Here is a 16,757-nt window from a genome sequence, read left to right on the forward strand (position 1 = left end):
ATCGCAGCGCTAGTATCTACCCCCGCGATAATTGTCGCCGCCATGATGGCCGCCGCGAAAACCGCCGCCGCCGAGGCCAATGCCGATCCCGATGCCGATCGGCGGTCCCGCCGGCTCATAGACCTCGCGCGGCGGCGGACGGCGCTCGACCACGACCTCGTCCTCGACCACGACGCGCGGCGGACGCCGCGTGGTGGTGCGGCGCGGCGGCGGATCAGGCTCGACGACGCGCTTCTTGGCGGGCGCATCGACCTTCTTCGGCTGCGGCGGCGCGGCGTTGCAGGGACAGGTCGGCCCGGCCAGCGCGACATTGGTCGGCGGCACGCTGGCAATCACGGGCCTGGTGTCGGGACGGTAGCGCAGCCGCTCCACCAGCTTGCGCGCGGTCGCGGTGAGATCGCTGTCGGGATACTGCGCCAGGAAAAGGTTGTAGGCCGCCGCGGTGTTGGCGAGCACCGCGTTATTCCACGCCACCATGCGGCGATGCCGGTCGAGCCAGTCGCGTGCCTGCAAGCCGCGCTTGGTGCCGGCAAACAGGACGGCGAAGGCCTCGTAGGATTCGTCGCTGCCGTCGGCCACCATCAGATCGTTGGCGGTCTCGATCGGCTTGCCCTGCATTTCGCGCTTCCAGTCGTCGACGCTGCGTCTGGCCGCGGCCGGCTTCGGCTCGGCCGCGGATGCCTGCGCCTGCGCCGGCGCCGATGCCGGGCCGGCGATGAAGCGAAAATCCTCGGTTAGCGAAGAAGAATCCCACGGCGTCTGGCGGCCGTCGGTCGCCTTGTTCACGGCAAGGCGGACCCGCTTGAAGGTGTCCTCGATCGCAATGCCCGGCTGCTTCGCCGTGGCGAGCAGGGCCGTGGTGTACGGGCTATTGGAGCCGCTGCCGTCCTCGGCTTCGGCGCCCGGCGAGGTCGAGAACGACACGAAGGTGCCGGGCGAGCCGACCTTGGCGTCGACGATGGCAAGGCCATGGCCCGTGGTCTTGTTGAGCTCGGGGAACGGGTTGTTGCGGCAGGCATCGAGCAACAGGATGCGCATCCGGCTCGGCACCGAGGTCAGCGTGTTCAGGATATCGTTGAGGCGGACCGCCTGGATCGGAATGTCGGCCTCGCGCTTCGGATCGACATCGACCGGCACCAGATAGTTCTCGCCGTCGATCTGCAGGCCGTGGCCAGCATAAAACACCAGCGCCACGGTGTCGGCGCCCTTGGCGGCGACCTGGCCGGCGAAATCGCTGATCCTGGCCCGCATCTCGTCCTGCGACAGGTCAGACGCCGACGTCACCGCGAACCCGGCATCGGTCAGCAATTGTGACATCGCCTTGGCGTCATTGGCGGGATTGGGCAGCGCCGGCACCGACTTGTAGGCCGATTGCCCGATCACCAGCGCCAGGCGGCTCTCGGCGAGGGCCGGGCCGCCACCGAGCAGAATTGCGGCCGGAAGGATCAGACTGAGCAGCGAGCGAGCAAGCATGGCGACCTCCGGCAGTGATGTCGGAGATGGGTCTGACGTCTCGGGGCGCAGGTTCAGGCGGACGCCGCAAATCTGTGGCGCCGGTCACACAGGGTCAGCGGTCGAATTGTCGCAGGGATGACAGCGCCGCTCACTTCGGCTTCTTGGCGGCATCGGCCGGCTTGGTCACGCCCCATGGATCGTATTTTTCCTTCGGCTCGGGGATCCGGTCGAGCGCGGCCTTATAGGCTTTCTCGTCGACTTTGGGCTTGGTGTCGGCCGCCTTGTCCTGCCCGCCTCCCCCGCCGCGTCGGCCCTGGGCCAGCGCAGGCGTCGCGATCAGCGCCAGAACCACGGCCGCCACCGTCATGCTCTTCTTCATCTCAGTCCCCTCTCCCCGCCCGGCCGCAGCAACATCCGGCAACACGCCGCTGATGCTAGCGCGTCCCGACATCATTGATCACGCAAATTCAATCCCACCAGGGGGGCGCAATCTGGGCGGCGGCATATTAAATCAATTCCATGGGACAGGGACTCATTTCAACCGCAGCGTTGCTGGCGGGCGCGACGCTTGTGCTGGGCGGCTGCGGGCTGGCCGACAGCCACGCGGTGTGGCCGGAGATCTTGAAGGTCAAGGCGACCGAACCGGCGCCGCTCGAAGCACCTCCCAACGTCAAGCAGCTGGTCGCGGGCAAGCTCGATTCGGTGTTCACCGCCGGCTCGCAGCCGACCCATGTGCGGGTCTCCGCGCCGGTGCACGACCCGCGCGGCACCGGCTGGACCGCCTGCGTCCGCGCCGAGCTGACCTCGGTGATCGGCAAGCCGCTCGGCACCCAGACCTATCGCGTGTTCTTCAACACCACCACGATCTTCGACCGCCGCCTCGCCGGAGAGGATGACAATTGCCTGACGGAGACTTTCGAGCCGGTCTAGCTGCGGCAAGTTTGGAGCACGGCGGATACAACAACGCGGATGCGCAGAGCGCACAACGTGCAATCCGTTTGCAACCGGTCCGCGCTCTCATGCGCTTCAAACGGTCATCCAACGACTGATTTGCAATTGCCGTGGCCGGCATTTGCGCGGCCGTGGCTTCGATACAATTCACGCGCTTCGCACGGAACTCAGGGAACCCTCGGAACCAATGCGCTCGCGCAGATTTGTCCCGCGCGGGCAGCATCGCTACGAGGAGGAAACATGAGGACGATTGCAATCGCAATTCTCGCAGGTGTCGGCGCACTGTCCGTCGGCAGCGCGGCCAGGGCATCCGACATCATCAGCTCGACGGAATATGCCAACCCCGATCTGGTGCAGCAGGTTCGCATGATCTGCGACGAGGACGGACGCTGCTATCGCAGCCGCGGCGGCCGCACCATCGTGCGCGAGTCCTACGGCTACCAGCCGCGCGAACGCTACATCGAACGCCGCGTCTATCGCGATCGCGACTGGGATGACGGTCCGCGCGGCGGCGTCGGCATTCGCGCGCCCGGCGTCAGTGTTGGTGTCGGCGTCGGCAACGATCGCTGGTAACGCATCCGGCCACACGACGAGGCCGCCCGCCGCTGCGGCGGCCTCGTGATGCGCGGGGACGCCGCGCCGCCATGTTGAACGCAGCGTTAACATTACCGCTCAAATTGCCTGATGGCCCCAACGGCATTCTCCATTTCTTTCCGTTAGCGTGACGGTGACGAACGCAGGCCGGCCGGGAAACGGCCCTGCACGGGGAAACTGTGACGTGGCCGATATTGCTGATCGGGCGATGATCCGCGGGGCATCTGATCGCGATGCCGCGGATGCGCGCGCGCTGCCGCCGCTGGCCGGTGCTCCGGTCGGCCCGTGGCGGGCGCTGGCCGAGCGCGCGATCGAGCCGAACGGCTACTACCAGCCCGATTGGGAATTGGCGGTCGATGCCTCCGCCCGCGGCCGCACCGACGCGTCGGTACTGAGCGCCAGCAATGATGCGGGCCAATTGATCGGCCTGCTGCCGGTCATCCCGATGCGGCGGATCTACAAGATTCCCCTGCCCGCGCTGGTCGGGGCCGAGCCCTATGGCACGCTGTGCACGCCGCTGCTCGATCGCGACGCGGCCGAACATGCCATCGCAAAAATGTTCCGGCAGGCCCGCGATGCCGGCGCGCATGCGCTGATCCTGCGCACCATGTCGCTCGAAGGCGCCGCGATGGCGGCGATCCGCGCGGTGCTGGCGCGCGACGGGCTGCGGCCGCGCCTGCTGAGCGCCTATCAGCGCGCCGAGCTCGACGCGACGCGCGATGCCGATGCATTGCTGCGCGATGCGCTCGGCGCCAAGCGGCTGAAGGAGCTGCGGCGGCAGCGCAACCGCCTTGCCGAGCACGGCGCGGTGCGCTTCGACGTCGCGCGCACGCCACACGAGGTCGCAGCCGCGCTGGAGACCTTCCTTGCGCTGGAAGCCGGCGGCTGGAAGGGCAAGCGCGGCACCGCGCTCGGCCAGCATCCCGGCGACGCCACCTTCATCCGCCGCGCCACGGTGGCGATGGCTGAAGCCGGCCGCTGCGAGATCATCACGCTTTACGCGGGCGACACGCCGGTCGCCGGCGGCATCGTGCTGCGCCACCAGGACCGCGCCTTCTTCTTCAAGATCGGCATCGACGAGCGCTTCGCAAAATCCTCACCCGGCACGCAATTGACGCTGGAGCTGACGCGCCATCTCTGCGCCGATGGCGCGATCGCCTCGGCCGATTCCACCGCGGCGCCCGGCCACCCCATGATCGACCCGATCTGGCGCGGCCGCTTTGCGATCGGCGACGTGCTGCTGCCGCTGCGCCGGCACGATCCGCTGGTGCCTGTGATCCACACGGCCGTGACGATGCACGGCTTCGCCTACGAGGCCGCGCGTCGTGCCGTCGGGTTCGTCCGCAACCGGCGCGGAAAGTCGGCTTGATCTCTCACTGCAATGGCGAGTGCGGCGCCGGCAGCATGATGGTGGAGTGCATCTCCTCGAGCAGCTGCGTGCCCTTGCCCAGAAATTCCTGCCAGGCCGGATCCTTCATCGCGCCGCCGCGTGCCGCGGCGCGGGCGTTGAGATCGGGATAGGCCCAGATGTGGCAAACCTCGTTCGGCTGGCCGGCGTCGGTGTACCAGAGGCCGACGATCTTCGAATATTTCTCGCGCGTCGGCATCACCCCGGTGAACAGCTCCTGCCATTGCTTGGAGGCGCCGAGCGGCTTGGCGCGGTAGTTGCGGAACTCGTAGACGTTGCCCGAGGTGGCCGGCGCGACCGGCGGGATGATCGCATTGAGCAAGCGAACCTCCTGGCGCACCAGGAACGGACGGATCGCCGGAATGTACTCTCCGGTCCAGCGCGGGTTCTTCGCCAGCTCGGCGCGCAGCCGGGTCCGTTCGTTGAGATCGGCGTAGCTCCACATGTGCATGACCTGGTTGAGCGGACCGATCTCGGTGATCCAGTAGCCCTCGAGCTTGCCGAAATTATCGCCACGGATGTCGCGCGACAGCGTGCTCGCCGCCTTGACCACCTCGCCGACGGTGCCCGGGCGGGCGGTGTAGGTTCGCAGCTCATAGATCATGGTCGTCTCCCTGATTGTTTCGATAGATCGTGCAAACGAAAAAGCCCGGCGCGATGCCGGGCTTTTGTGAGAATAGTGCCTACTCCGCGGCCTCGGCGTTGATCTCGGCCGAGACCTGGCGGATGGCGCGGGCGAGTTGCTCGGCGGGCTGGGCGCCGGAGACGGCGTATTTCTGCGCGAACACGAAGGTCGGCACGCCCGAAATGCCCTTCTCGGACGCTTCCTGGGCCTGCGCCGAGACGAGGGCGACATCTTCATCGGTGGCGAGGCGCCTGCGCACATCGTCGGCGTCGAGCCCGACATCTTCAGCCGCCTGCACCAGCACGTCGCTGTCGGTGAGATCGCCGCCGTCGCGGAAATACAATTCCATCAGCCGCTGCTTCATCTCGGCGGCCTTGCCCTTGGCCTCGGCCCAGTGGATCAGACGGTGGCAATCGATGGTGTTGGGCTGGCGCTTGACCAGCTCGGGGCGATAGCTCAGCCCCTCTTCGTTGGCAGCAGCGACCACGCGGCCCGCGATGCCCTTGTAGGCATCGACCGAGCCGAACTTGGCGGTGAGATATTCCTCCCGGCTGATGCCCTCGCGCGGCACCCAATTGTTGAGGAAGAACGGGCGCCAGTGCACCTCGACCGGCACGTCAGGCACGAGCTTCAGCGCGTCCTCGATGCGGTGCTTGCCGATATAGCACCAGGGGCAGACGACGTCGGAGACGATGTCGAGGCGAAGCGGTTTCAGCGTGCTCATGAGACGTCCTCCCGGAAATGAGGCCTGAAGTTAAGCCCCTCACCGGCCAAGACAAGGCCAGCGGCCGCATGTCACGCATCACATAACCTCGGCGGTTATTGCGGGACGACCGCCCGCTTTCTAGACATCGGCCTGCCCCAAGCCCAATGGAGACGCCGATGACCGCCATTTTCCAGCCCGAAGGACCGCTGTTTCGCGCCACCGAGCACGCCGGCGGGCCATGGTCGCCGGACATGCTGCAGGGCAGCGCCACCACCGCGCTGATGACGCGCGAGGTCGAGCGACTGGCTGACACCTCGGGGTTCGCGGTCCGCCGCCTGACCTTCGACCTGTCGCGGCCCGCCGGGTTGCGCGCCTTCGCCCTTGACACCGCCGTGCTGCGCAACGGCCGCAAGGCCAAGACGATCCAGGTGCGCTTGCTCGACGGCGAGGTCGAGATCGGCCGCTGCACCGCGCTGCTGGCGGCGCAAGGCCAGGACACGCCGCTCGATCCGTTCGCGCCGGCGGCAGGTGCGGACAAGGCACCCGAGGCGGGAACGCCGCCGCCGGCCTTTGCGCAGAAATGGAGCCGCTATTTTCAGAACGTCTCGGTGCGGCTGATCGAAGGCGCGTTGGAAAAGCCCGGCCCCGCGGCCGCCTGGATGCGGCTCGACGTGCCGCTGGTTGCCGGAGAGGCCAACACGCCGCTGCTGCAGGCGGTGCAGGCCGCGGATTTCTCCAGCGGCGTCGCGCAGATCGTCGACATGCGCGAATGGACCTTCATCAATCCCGAGATCAGCCTCTACTTCTTCCGCCCGCCCGAGGGCGACTGGATCCTGATCCGCTCGCGCACCCGGGTCGGGGCCGGCGGCGCCGGGCTCACCATGGCGACGTTGAGCGATCGTGCCGGCCCGTTCGCCGAAGTGATGCAGGCGATGAGTTTTGAGCGCCGCGCGGCGCAGGCTCAGGCGTCCTGAGCCGCCAGCGCCGACAGCGTCGCCTCGGTGGCGCTGTCGGCCGGCATGAACATCTCGATGCGCAGCTCCTGCAGCGTGACGTCCTGCGGCGTGCCGAGCGTCAGCACGGTGCCGATCAGGCCGATGCCGACATCGCCCTTGCGCAGCCGCACCTCACACAGCGGCCCCGGCGTCTCGCTCTCGATCAATTGCGGCGCGGACACATCAGGCAGCTTCAAGAGCTCTCGCCAGGTCGATTGCAGCGCAAGGTCGAGCGGCGCGGCCATCGCCTCGTGCCGCGCCCGGAGCAGCAGCGCCGCGGCGAGCTGCGGCCAGTTCTCGACGAACGGCCTGAGTTCATCCGGCGCCAGAAACATCCGCATGTGGTTGAGCGGACGCTGCATGCGCAGAGGCCCGAGCAGCATCGTCATCAGCCGCGTCGCGGCGCGGTTGGCCTCGATCACATTCCACTGCCGGTCGGTGACGATGGCGGGGAACGGCTCGTGGCGGCGCAGCAGCAGGTCGATCGCCCGCCGTGCGCCGGCGATCTCGGGCGCCGACAAATCCCGCTCGCCATATTGCCGCGCAAAGCCGCCGGCCTCGAGCAGCGCGTTGCGATCGCGCAGCGAGAGGCCGAGCGCAGCGGCGAGCTGCAGCAGGATCTCGCGGCTTGCGACCGCCTTGCCGGTCTCAACAAAGCTCAGATGCTTGATGGAGATGCCGGCATCGAAGGCAAGATCGGCCTGACTCATGGCGCGCCGCCCGCGCCAATCGCGCAGGAGGGTGCCGACGGGATGCGGTCTTGTGCCGCGGCTAGGTGCCGTGTCCATGGCCGGATTATGCAGCGATGCCGCCTCCGCCGCAAAGGCTTCGCGGCTCAGCCCATGCTGGCGGCCATCTGCCGCATTCGCTCCGCGGTCAGCTCGTCGGCCGGAAAGAAGGTCTCCAGCGCCAGTTCCTGCAGCGTGATGTCGACCGGCGTGCCGAACACCATCGTGGTCGAGATGAAGCTCAGCACCTCGCCGTTGAGCCGCAGCTTGAACGGAAGCGCGACATTGTTGTCGGGCGTGAGCGGGGCCGATCGGGCCGGGATCGGATAGGATTTCAGGTCCTGGTACAGTTTCAGCAATTCCGGATCGGCGGTGGCCTCGCATTGCCGGTGCAGCCGCTCCAACAGATGCGCGGCCCATTCCGGCAGATTGACGGTGCGCGGCGCCAGGCCCTCCGGATGGAAGGCCAGCCGCAGGATGTTGAAGGGTTGGCCGAGCAGCCGCTCCGGCACGCCCTCCAGCAGCGGTGCCACCATGCGGTTGGCGGAGACCAGATTGTAGTGCCGGTCATAGGCCAGCGCCGGATGCGGCTCGTGCGCTTTCAGCACCAAGTTGATCGCCTCGCGTGCCGATTTCAGCGCGGGATCCTCCAGCGGGCGTTGCGGGAATGCGGGCGCGAAACCCGCGGCGACCAGCAGCACATTGCGTTCGCGCAGGGGCACGTCTAATCGCTCCGCCAGTTTGAGGACCATGTCGCGCGACGGCGCCGAGCGGCCGGTCTCGACGAAGCTCAAATGCCGCGCCGAGATCTCGGCCTCGACCGCGAGGTCGAGCTGGCTGAGATGGCGGCGCTGCCGCCATTCGCGCAGATGCGCGCCGATATGGACGGGTTTTGCGGGCTCGGCCCGCGCCGTGGATGCATGTGCGTTCATGCTGCAAAACCTACCACGCGAATTTCGCCCGTTCCATTACGCCTGAGGTAATCGAATTGGCGCGCGCGGCCGGTCATCTTCCGGAGCACAGGAGATGACCATGCTGATGCTGACCCTCGTCCGAAGCTTCGCCGTCCTGATCCCGTGGCTGATCCATCTGGTCACCTGGCTGGTCGCACGTTCGCTGAACATGCCCCAGCCGCTCGTGCACGACACCGGCGTGTTCGTGTTCGCGCAGGTCTACGCGGTGGAGATGCGGGTCGGCCGGGCACTGTGTCCGCTCCGCCTGCAGCGCCTGCTGCAGTCCTGGTTCCGCTGACAACCCACCCCCTAGGAGACCCTGCCATGATCCACTCATCCCAGCTGCTGCGCCGCGCTTTCATCGCCGACGCTGTCTTCAGCGGCGTGTCCGCTGCTGCCATGGTGCTCGACGCCGCCCCGCTGGCATCGTTCCTCAACCTGCCGGAGGCGCTGTTGCGCGAGACCGGCCTGTTCCTGGTCGCCTACACCGTGCTGGTCGGCTGGCTCGGCGCGCGCGCCGCGGTGCCGAAGCCGCTGGTGCTGCTCGTGATCGTGGGCAACGCGGCCTGGACGCTTGCCAGCATCGCACTGCTGTTCTCGGGCGCGGTGTCGCCGAATCTGCTCGGCATCATCGTGATCATGGCGCAGGCGATCGCCACCGGTGTGCTGGCCGAGCTGCAATATGCCGGCATGCGCCGGAGCGAGGGTGTGGTGACGGCGTAACGCTCTCACAACGTCATTGCGAGCGAAGCGAAGCAATCCATTCCTCGACTCGGGGAGAGATGGATTGCTTCGTCGCGGAGCCTGTCATCGGGCGCGCGTTCGCGCGACCCGTTGGCTCCTCGCAATGACGGAGATAGAGCATTACCCTGTCGCGCCGCTCGCGTTCCTCCGAAACCGCTCGCCCACGCCCAGCATCACGCCCTGCCCGGTGGCGACGCCCATTTCGAGGCTTGAGGCGATGCGGCGGGCGCGCTCGATGAAATGCGTGGCCGCGACCGGCGGGCACAGTTCATGCGCGGTCGCCTCGAACAAGGCGAGCCAGCGGTCGAAATGCGCGGCGTCGATCGGCAGCTTCATATGCTTGACCATCGGCGTGCCGTGGTAGCGCCCGGTCATCAGCGCGACCGACGACCAGAACGCGCACATCTGCGCCAGATGCGGCGCCCAATCGCTGATCTTGGCCTCGAACACCGGCGCGAGCATCGGGTCGCTGCGGACCTTTGCGTAGAAGCCGTGCACCAGGCGCGCGATGACATCCTCGGTGATGCCGGTCCGCTCGATGATGCCGGCCGTGATCTGCTCGCGGCGCTCTGCCTCCGCCATCGCGGTCTCCATAAATAGGTATTTCAAATACCTATTTAGCGCGCTATAGCAGATCCGCCAAGTTCGAATTGCGAGGGGCTACCATGCGCCTGACGTCGTTCACCGATTTTGCCCTGCGCGCGCTGATGCGGCTGGCCGGCGAGCCGGACCGCTCGTTTGCCACCAGCGAGATCGCGGCCGAGTTCGGCATTTCCCGCAATCACCTCGCCAAGGTGGTGCGCGACCTCGCCGACGCCGGTTTCATCACGACCCAGCGCGGTGTCGGCGGCGGCTTCGCGCTGGCGCGGCGGCCCGAGGCGATCACGCTGGGCGCGGTGGTGCGGGCGCTGGAAGGCGACAGCGCGCTGGTCGAATGCTTCAGGAGCGATGGCGGCGATTGCGTGCTGTTGCCGCGCTGCCGGCTGAAGGCAAGGCTGGCGGCGGCGCGCGAAGCGTTCATGCGCGAGCTCGACGGAACGACGCTCGCCGAATGTGCCTACCTGCCGCGGCCCGCGCGCCCGGCGCGAGCGTTGTGACTGGGGTCGATCCGTGGAATTCGGCTGCGCAAGGCGCCACGCCCGCCCGACGAGATCGGGCTTGATTAGGCGTGCAGCGTCCGCGCCGACGCCCGCTTCGAACCCTTGCCTGATGCCTTGGTCAGGCTGTAGCCGTTGAGGTGCTTGCCGTTCAGCATCTTGCCATTGGCCTTGACGCCGTTGGTCTTGGCGCTCGTCTTGGCGCCGTTGGCCTTCGCCTTTGCCCGCTCCTTCGAACGCTCCTTGGCGAGCTTCTCGGCCTTCCGCTTCGCCTTGCGCTCGGCCTTCTCCTTCAGCCGCTGCCGCTCCGCCCGCGCCTCGGCGCGCTGCTTCTTGCGCTTCCGCTCGCAGGAATCGCACTTGCAGCCGATCGGCTTCAGATAGGCTTTGAAATAATCGGTCCCGTAGTCGTAGTTGATCTCGTCGCCCGGCTCGATGTTCTTGATGGCGCGGATGAACACTTTTCGCTTGCGTGGGCGAACGTCGGACTCGGCGTTCGGCCGGCAGGAATGGTTGATATAGCGGGCGATGTTCTCGCGGATCGAGCCGTCGATGGTCCAGCGGTTGGTGAGCTCGAACAGATACTTGTTCTCGATCTCGTCCTCATCCTTCTTTTTCGAGTCGAGGATCGGGCCGAAATAGCGGATGATCTTGTCACCCTTCTTGATCGGCTTGGTGGCGAAGAGGCCGAGGCCGGTGCGGGAACGGCCGACGCGATAGGGCTTGTTGGATGATATCGTGGGCATGATGATCGAGGCTACGGCACGCGGAAGCGCACGCGACAAGTTGCGAAGCCGCCCTTCTAGGACGATTCCGCGCGCCTGTCAGGTGTTTCCGGCATGTCAGTTGAACCTTCCCCAGATTGCATATGTCAGACACAAAGTAACGTCCGGATCGCAGGTTTTCCCGATGAAATATCTCACAATTGCAACAACCGTCGCAGCGCTGGCTGGCGCAAGCCCCGGTCAGGCCGGTGCCGAGACGATCAGCAGCAGCTATTCATCGACCGCGCCGAAGGCCTGCCGCATGATCGGCAAGCCCAACGAGGAAGACGGCAGCGCCACGCGGGTTTGCCCGGGGAAATACGGCCTCGTGGTGCTGATCAATGAGGGCGACCTGCGCGAAGTGGTATCGGTAGGCCGAAACCGCGAGGCCGCGGCGAAGGAACCGGCGGCGCAGGCCTGGTTCGGCCCATTCAGTTCGACCGGCGATACCGTCGAATGGCGCGCGGCCGACAACAAGCCCTTCGCCATCATCCAGCGCTGGCTGATCGCCGACAACAGCGAGCAGGACAAAAGAGGCGGTCCGGTTTCGCGGGCGATGCTCGCGGTGACGCGGCTGCCGCCGGGCGCGGTGTGTCACGTCGCCTATGTCGACGTCGCGGCCAATCCCAATGCCAACGCGCTGGCACGGCAGGCCGCTGACGAGTTCGCCCGCGATTTCAACTGCGGCAAGGATTCCGTGAAGACGATCGGCCAAAGCGGCCGTACCACCGCGCTGACGAAGCGCTAGCCCTCTTCTCCCTCTCCCGTTCCTACGGGGCCGCGACGAGCGAAGCTCGCGCTGAGAGGGTTGGGGTGAGGGGCTGCTTCCGCGTAACTTGGCGGCAGATTGACTCGCGGAAGCTCCCCCTCACCCGGAACGCATCTGACGATGCGTTCCGACCTCTCCCCGCAAGCGGGGCGAGGTGAAGGGCCCACCAGCCAACACCGGTTACGGTCGCGGCGGGCGGCCTGCGCTCAGCCGCAGCATCGCGGTCAGCAGCGTTTCCGGCGTCGCGCCCTCGGGCAGCAGCTTCAGGATCTTGGAGAGGCGTCCGTCGAGCAGCAGCATGGTGAAACCATGCACCAGCGACCAGGCCGATGCGATCGCAGCCGCCTGGTCAAGCGACAGCGATTCCCTGGAAATCTGGCTAACGCCGACGCCGCGGGCGAGCCCCGCGAACGAGGCTTCGGAGGCCTCGTGCAGCGACGGCCGCGAATAGTCCAGCCGCTCGCTGCGGAACATCAGCCCATACATGCCGGGATGCGCTTCGGCATACGCGACATAAGCCTTGGCGCTCGCCACGCCCTTCTCGGATGGCGTCGCCGCGGATGCATCCGCGGCCGCCATCGCCACGCCGAACTGCCGAAAGCCGATTGCCGCGAGCTCGCTGACGAGGCCAGTGAGATCACCGAAATGATGCGTCGGCGCGGCATGCGACACGCCGGCCTCGCGCGCCACCGCGCGCAGGGTCAGCCCCGGCAGGCCGTCACGCTCGAGCACCTGCTCGGCCGCTTTCAGCAGCGCCTCATGCAGATCGCCGTGATGATACGGCGCGTCGGCCGCGCGCCGCCGCGGAGCGGGACGTTCGGCCGCGGTTCGCGCAACCCTGCGCCGGCGCACCGGCGCGACGCGCGTAGCTTTGTTTTCCCGGGAGAATCTTGCCATCGCTCACCTTACATGGGTCACCTTATATGACGCAATTTTTACACTGTAAAGATTTTGCTTGACGGTCGCCGGCAGCATCTCTACTGATATCTTTACGATGTAAAGATCAAAATGGAGGAGACGCGGAATGCTCGACCAGGTGACGATCAACGCCAAGCGGCCCAATCTGGCGCCGATTCCTTTCGAAGCCGATGCGCCGTTCCTGAAGATCACGGGCGAGCTGCCGCGCGAACTGAACGGCACGCTCTATCGCAACGGCCCCAACCCGCAATTCGAGGCGCCGGGCGCACACTGGTTCGTCGGCGACGGCATGCTGCACGCCTTTCATCTCGAGAATGGCCGCGCCAGCTATCGCAACCGCTGGGTCCGGACCCCGAAATGGCAGGTCGAGCACGATGCCGGCCGCGCGCTGTTCGGCGGTTTCGGCCGCAAGCTGCCCAACACGCCGGAGACGATCACGACCGACGGCGGCGTCGCCAACACCAACATCATCTTCCATGCCGGCAGGCTGCTTGCGCTCGAGGAAGGCCATCTGCCAACCGAGATCGAGCCCGGCACCCTCAACCGTCTCGGCTATTGCGACTACAAGGGCGCGATCTCGGGCCCCTTCACCGCCCATCCCAAGATCGATCCGCTCACCGGCGAGATGCTGTTCTTCGGCTACAACGCCGCGGGCCCGCTGACGCCGCAGATTTCGTTCGGCGCGGTCAATGCGTCCGGCGCGGTGACGCGGTTCGAGCGCTTCGAGGCGCCCTATGCCAGCATGGTGCACGACTTCGTCGTCACCGAAAACCATGTGCTGTTTCCGGTGCTGCCGATCACCGGCAGCATGCAGCGCGCGATGCGCGGCCAGGCACCCTACGCCTGGGAGCCGGAGAAAGGCGCCTATGTCGGCGTGATGAAGCGCAGCGGTTCGTCGAAGGACATCGTCTGGTTCCGCGCCGAGAGCTGCTACGTCTTCCACGTCATGAACGCGTGGGAGGACGGCAACCGCATCGTCGCCGACGTGATGCAGGCCGAGGAAGCGCCGCTGTTCAACCATCCCGACGGCTCGCCGACCGATCCGAACAAGAGCCAGGCGCGCTACTGCCGCTGGACCTTCGACCTTTCCGGCAATACCGACCGTTTCACGCAGACATATCTCGACGATCTCTGGGGTGAATTCCCGCGGGTCGATGACCGCCGGGCGGGACTGAAGAGCAATCACGGCTGGTACGCCTGCGCCAATCCCACGCTGCCGATGTTCGCGCTGTCGGGCATCGTGCATGTCGACGGCAAGGGTAAGCGGCTCGGCCATTATCTGCTGCCGGCCGGCGACACGATCTCCGAGCCCGTGTTCGTCGAACGCGGCAGCGATGCCGCCGAGGGCGACGGCTGGCTGCTCGCGGTGGTCTGGCGCGCCCGCGAGAACCGCAGCGACCTCGCCGTCTTCAACGCGCAGGATGTCGAGGCTGGCCCGACCGCGCTGGTGCATCTCGGCCACCGCGTCCCGGACGGATTTCACGGCAATTGGGTGGGCGCGGAGTAGCGGCCGGCGCCAATTTTCTGGCGCCAATGCCATCCCCATCGTCATGCCCGGCCTCGTGCCGGGCATCCACGTCTTTGCCGTTGGAAAGACGCGGATGGCCGGGACAAGCCCGGCCATGACGGCGGCGAGAAGGAGCACCCGCCCCGGCGCCTTGAAATCAAGCAACTGAAACTACTCGCATTTCCTCATTCACTTCACGATTTTGACACTGTAAAGATTTCGCTTGACGACTCCACGCCTCACCCTTAGGGTATCTTTACGATGTAAAGATTAGCCCATGAGGCTTCCGATGACGATCTTCCTGGTCCTCGCTCCCTACGGTGCCTTCGCCACCTTGATGCTGGTGACCTCAGCCACCGTGAGCCTGCTCTGCGCCGCGCTGATCTGCCTTGGCGTGATCGCCTTCGACGTCGCGCGCCGCCGCAGCATCAAGATCCTCACCGTCGGCTCGGTGATCGTGTTCACCGCGGTCGGCAGCTACCTCACCTTCGTCGATGCGACGCCGAGCACGATCGCCGTGAAGATTGCCATCGACGCCGGCATGCTCGTGGTGTCGCTCGGCTCGATCCTGGTCGGCCATCCCTTCACGCGGCAATATGCGGTGGAGGAGGTCGATGCCGCGATCGCGAAGCTGCCTGGCTTCACGCAAGCCAACTATCTGATCACCTGGGCCTGGACCGGCGCCGTGCTGCTGATGTTGATCGGCAACATCGCGGTGCTTTACGTGCCCGCCCTGCCGCTGTGGACCGGCCTTCTGGTCGCCTTCGCCGCGCGCAATGCCGCGGTCTGCTTCACGCGGTGGTATCCGCAGTATCGCAAGGCCAAGTACGGCGCGCCGCCGGCCCGCGCACTGCCCTCGCACTAAGACACACACAAAAAAACCATAACGATCAGAGGAAACGGAAAGCACGACGATGAAGAGCGTACTGGCAAGGCTTGCGAGCGACTTCTTCTCCACCATCGTGTTCCTGGTGGTGTATTTTGCCACCGACAACGTGCTGCTCGCCACGGGCATCGCGGTCGCAGGCGCGATCGCCCAGGTGATCTATATGCGCGTGAAGGGCGAGGCGCTCGGCTACATGACCTGGGCCAGCCTGGCGCTGGTGATCGTGCTGGGCGGGGCGACACTGCTCACCCACGATCCGCGCTTCGTGTTGGCAAAGCCCGCGATCGGCCACGTGGCGATCGGCGCGATCATGCTCAAGCGTGGCTGGATGCTGCCCTATTTGCCGCCGATCGTGAAGCAGAACATCCCGGACCAGGCCATCCTCGCGGGCTACGCCTGGGCCGCCCTGATGTTCGTGCTTGCCGCCGGCACGGTCGCCGTCGCGTCGACCGGCGACATGGCGCTGTGGGCGTTCTACGTATCGGTGGTGCTGGTCGGGGCCAAGATCGCCGCCTTCGCGATCCAGTACGTCGTCTTCCGCATCGTGATTACGAACCGGCTGCGCGCCGCCGCCGCCCGCGCCTGATCGCCGCAGGTCTAAACCGTTAGGCGTGCGCGGCAAGTTGAGCTATACCGCCTCGCACGCTTTCATCTCGAGGGGAGATATATTCATGGCGGTGGACGGAAACTGGAATCTCACGATGACGACGCCGATGGGCGAGCGCAAGGCGACGCTGTCGCTGACGAGCACCGGCGGCACGCTCACCGGCACCCAGGGCGCCGACGGCAACTCGACCGATATTTTCGACGGCACCGTGAACGGCGACAGCGTCGCCTGGAAGGTTTCCATCACCAACCCGATGCCGCTGACCCTCGAATTCTCCGGCCAGGTCTCGGGCGACGGCATCTCCGGCGAGATGGGCATCGGCCCGATGGGCAGCTTCCCCTTCACCGGCACACGGGCGTAAAGCCCGCGTCAACAGCAAGAGCTCAAGCGCGATGATGATCGAAACCTGATCTCATCGCGCTGGCCGCCTCCTGCGTCAGCGACGCTCGTTGCGATAGGCCTTCTGAATGTTCTGGCGATCGAGCTCCGCGGAAGCCGCGGCGGCCGCGTCGACCGATTTCTGGATGTTGCCCATGTTCGCGACCGCGGCAGCGGCCATCGCCGGATGGATGCGCCCCATCTCGTACGGCCGGCGCTGGAGCGTGGAGGAGATGCGTTCCTGCATCGCGACGAGATAGAGGTCGCGGATCTTGGGGTTGTCAGCCAGGTTCTTGGCGTAGTCTTCGGTTTTCCCCTTGGCACCATCCAGCTTCAGCTGGACACGGGTTGCGGCACCCTTCTCTTCCGAAGTGAGCTGGGCGGTGTAGCGGAACAGCTCCTCGCTCCGTCTGCGGACGATCCACACCACCTCGGTGTCGCTGCTGCGGACCGTGGTGTCGAGCTGCGCGCTTCCAAACACCATGGGCGGCAGTTCGGCTCTCGAGAGCTCCTGCCGCGCCTGGCCGATCGGCACGTTATAGACCGCGTTACCCTCGCCCGGATAGATGTAGTACAGATAGCCCGCGACGCAGGCGACCAGGAATCCGCCAAACAACATCTTCATCGTCAATCTCCTTGCATGTCCGTGCCGGCCGATACGATCCGGCGCGA

The 16,757-nt window shown here is 66.2% G+C and carries 22 protein-coding genes; 12 read left to right on the top strand and 10 right to left on the bottom strand.

All coding sequences use genetic code 11. The features are described from left to right. Window positions 1–9: 9 nt before the first annotated feature. Both XH93_RS28025 and XH93_RS28030 read right to left on the bottom strand, forming a co-directional pair. Window positions 10–1,473, bottom strand: a complete 1,464-nt coding sequence (locus XH93_RS28025; protein WP_194469963.1) for a caspase family protein — start codon at window positions 1,471–1,473, stop codon at window positions 10–12. 130 nt (window positions 1,474–1,603) lie between these two features. Then, window positions 1,604–1,834: a hypothetical protein gene (locus XH93_RS28030; protein WP_194469964.1), complete on the bottom strand. Its 231-nt coding sequence runs from the start codon at window positions 1,832–1,834 to the stop codon at window positions 1,604–1,606. A gap of 140 nt (window positions 1,835–1,974) precedes the next feature. Between XH93_RS28030 and XH93_RS28035 the strand changes: the two genes are divergently transcribed. The 3 genes from XH93_RS28035 (at window position 1,975) to XH93_RS28045 (ending at window position 4,369) form a co-directional block, all read left to right on the top strand. Continuing rightward, window positions 1,975–2,385: a hypothetical protein gene (locus tag XH93_RS28035; RefSeq protein ID WP_194469965.1), complete on the top strand. Its 411-nt coding sequence runs from the start codon at window positions 1,975–1,977 to the stop codon at window positions 2,383–2,385. Window positions 2,386–2,646: 261 nt separating this feature from the next. Beyond that, window positions 2,647–2,979 carry a hypothetical protein gene (locus tag XH93_RS28040; protein ID WP_139484754.1) on the top strand — a complete coding sequence of 111 codons (333 nt, stop codon included), beginning with the start codon at window positions 2,647–2,649 and terminating at the stop codon, window positions 2,977–2,979. Window positions 2,980–3,184: 205 nt separating this feature from the next. Then, window positions 3,185–4,369, top strand: coding sequence for a GNAT family N-acetyltransferase (locus XH93_RS28045; RefSeq protein ID WP_194469966.1), 1,185 nt, complete (start codon window positions 3,185–3,187; stop codon window positions 4,367–4,369). Window positions 4,370–4,373: 4 nt separating this feature from the next. On the opposite strand, the gene XH93_RS28050 is transcribed toward XH93_RS28045, so the two are convergent. Both XH93_RS28050 and XH93_RS28055 read right to left on the bottom strand, forming a co-directional pair. Further along, window positions 4,374–5,012 carry an NIPSNAP family protein gene (locus XH93_RS28050; RefSeq protein ID WP_194469967.1) on the bottom strand — a complete coding sequence of 213 codons (639 nt, stop codon included), beginning with the start codon at window positions 5,010–5,012 and terminating at the stop codon, window positions 4,374–4,376. Between the two features lie 79 nt (window positions 5,013–5,091). Further along, window positions 5,092–5,757 carry a DsbA family oxidoreductase gene (locus tag XH93_RS28055; protein WP_194469968.1) on the bottom strand — a complete coding sequence of 222 codons (666 nt, stop codon included), beginning with the start codon at window positions 5,755–5,757 and terminating at the stop codon, window positions 5,092–5,094. Between the two features lie 158 nt (window positions 5,758–5,915). Here XH93_RS28055 and XH93_RS28060 point away from each other — a divergent pair, with 158 nt between their 5' ends. Further along, a complete protein-coding gene (locus XH93_RS28060) occupies window positions 5,916–6,713 on the top strand; it encodes a thioesterase family protein (protein WP_194469969.1) in 798 nt (265 codons plus the stop codon). On the opposite strand, the gene XH93_RS28065 is transcribed toward XH93_RS28060, so the two are convergent. Together XH93_RS28065 and XH93_RS28070 are read right to left on the bottom strand one after the other, a co-directional pair. Further along, window positions 6,701–7,444: a helix-turn-helix domain-containing protein gene (locus XH93_RS28065; protein ID WP_246799315.1), complete on the bottom strand. Its 744-nt coding sequence runs from the start codon at window positions 7,442–7,444 to the stop codon at window positions 6,701–6,703. The two genes, XH93_RS28060 and XH93_RS28065, sit on opposite strands and share 13 nt — an antisense overlap. Window positions 7,445–7,569: 125 nt before the next feature. Then, window positions 7,570–8,394 (bottom strand): helix-turn-helix domain-containing protein, encoded by an 825-nt coding sequence (locus XH93_RS28070; RefSeq protein ID WP_139484746.1) that lies wholly within the window; start codon window positions 8,392–8,394, stop codon window positions 7,570–7,572. 94 nt (window positions 8,395–8,488) lie between these two features. Between XH93_RS28070 and XH93_RS28075 the strand changes: the two genes are divergently transcribed. Both XH93_RS28075 and XH93_RS28080 read left to right on the top strand, forming a co-directional pair. Then, entirely contained in the window at window positions 8,489–8,713 is a 225-nt protein-coding gene (locus XH93_RS28075) for a hypothetical protein (protein ID WP_194469971.1), read from the top strand. A gap of 26 nt (window positions 8,714–8,739) precedes the next feature. Continuing rightward, window positions 8,740–9,138: a hypothetical protein gene (locus XH93_RS28080; protein ID WP_194469972.1), complete on the top strand. Its 399-nt coding sequence runs from the start codon at window positions 8,740–8,742 to the stop codon at window positions 9,136–9,138. Between the two features lie 141 nt (window positions 9,139–9,279). Here the strand turns inward: XH93_RS28080 and XH93_RS28085 are convergent, their stop codons facing one another. After that, complete coding sequence (locus tag XH93_RS28085) at window positions 9,280–9,741, bottom strand: group III truncated hemoglobin (protein WP_194469973.1); 462 nt, start codon at window positions 9,739–9,741, stop codon at window positions 9,280–9,282. An 83-nt stretch (window positions 9,742–9,824) separates the two neighbouring features. On the opposite strand from XH93_RS28085, the gene XH93_RS28090 reads away from it, so the two are divergent. Next, entirely contained in the window at window positions 9,825–10,256 is a 432-nt protein-coding gene (locus tag XH93_RS28090; protein ID WP_139863398.1) for an Rrf2 family transcriptional regulator, read from the top strand. A 65-nt stretch (window positions 10,257–10,321) separates the two neighbouring features. Here XH93_RS28090 and XH93_RS28095 read toward each other — a convergent pair whose 3' ends face one another. Continuing rightward, entirely contained in the window at window positions 10,322–11,002 is a 681-nt protein-coding gene (locus tag XH93_RS28095) for an SET domain-containing protein-lysine N-methyltransferase (protein ID WP_194469974.1), read from the bottom strand. Between the two features lie 163 nt (window positions 11,003–11,165). On the opposite strand from XH93_RS28095, the gene XH93_RS28100 reads away from it, so the two are divergent. Next, entirely contained in the window at window positions 11,166–11,768 is a 603-nt protein-coding gene (locus XH93_RS28100; RefSeq protein WP_194475357.1) for a hypothetical protein, read from the top strand. A 201-nt stretch (window positions 11,769–11,969) separates the two neighbouring features. On the opposite strand, the gene XH93_RS28105 is transcribed toward XH93_RS28100, so the two are convergent. Continuing rightward, window positions 11,970–12,686, bottom strand: coding sequence for a TetR/AcrR family transcriptional regulator (locus tag XH93_RS28105; protein WP_194469975.1), 717 nt, complete (start codon window positions 12,684–12,686; stop codon window positions 11,970–11,972). A gap of 127 nt (window positions 12,687–12,813) precedes the next feature. On the opposite strand from XH93_RS28105, the gene XH93_RS28110 reads away from it, so the two are divergent. The 4 genes from XH93_RS28110 to XH93_RS28125 all read left to right on the top strand — a co-directional run bounded on the left by XH93_RS28110 (window position 12,814) and on the right by XH93_RS28125 (window position 16,068). Continuing rightward, entirely contained in the window at window positions 12,814–14,214 is a 1,401-nt protein-coding gene (locus XH93_RS28110) for a carotenoid oxygenase family protein (RefSeq protein WP_194469976.1), read from the top strand. A 289-nt stretch (window positions 14,215–14,503) separates the two neighbouring features. Next, window positions 14,504–15,079 (top strand): hypothetical protein, encoded by a 576-nt coding sequence (locus tag XH93_RS28115; RefSeq protein ID WP_194469977.1) that lies wholly within the window; start codon window positions 14,504–14,506, stop codon window positions 15,077–15,079. 49 nt (window positions 15,080–15,128) lie between these two features. After that, window positions 15,129–15,686, top strand: coding sequence for an inner membrane-spanning protein YciB (locus XH93_RS28120; protein ID WP_194469978.1), 558 nt, complete (start codon window positions 15,129–15,131; stop codon window positions 15,684–15,686). Between the two features lie 85 nt (window positions 15,687–15,771). Further along, entirely contained in the window at window positions 15,772–16,068 is a 297-nt protein-coding gene (locus tag XH93_RS28125; RefSeq protein WP_194469979.1) for a hypothetical protein, read from the top strand. A 75-nt stretch (window positions 16,069–16,143) separates the two neighbouring features. Here XH93_RS28125 and XH93_RS28130 read toward each other — a convergent pair whose 3' ends face one another. Further along, window positions 16,144–16,710 (bottom strand): hypothetical protein, encoded by a 567-nt coding sequence (locus XH93_RS28130; RefSeq protein WP_194469980.1) that lies wholly within the window; start codon window positions 16,708–16,710, stop codon window positions 16,144–16,146. Window positions 16,711–16,757: the final 47 nt, after the last annotated feature.

It is taken from the genome of Bradyrhizobium sp. CCBAU 51753, from assembly GCF_015291565.1.
Taxonomy (GTDB): domain Bacteria; phylum Pseudomonadota; class Alphaproteobacteria; order Rhizobiales; family Xanthobacteraceae; genus Bradyrhizobium; species Bradyrhizobium ivorense.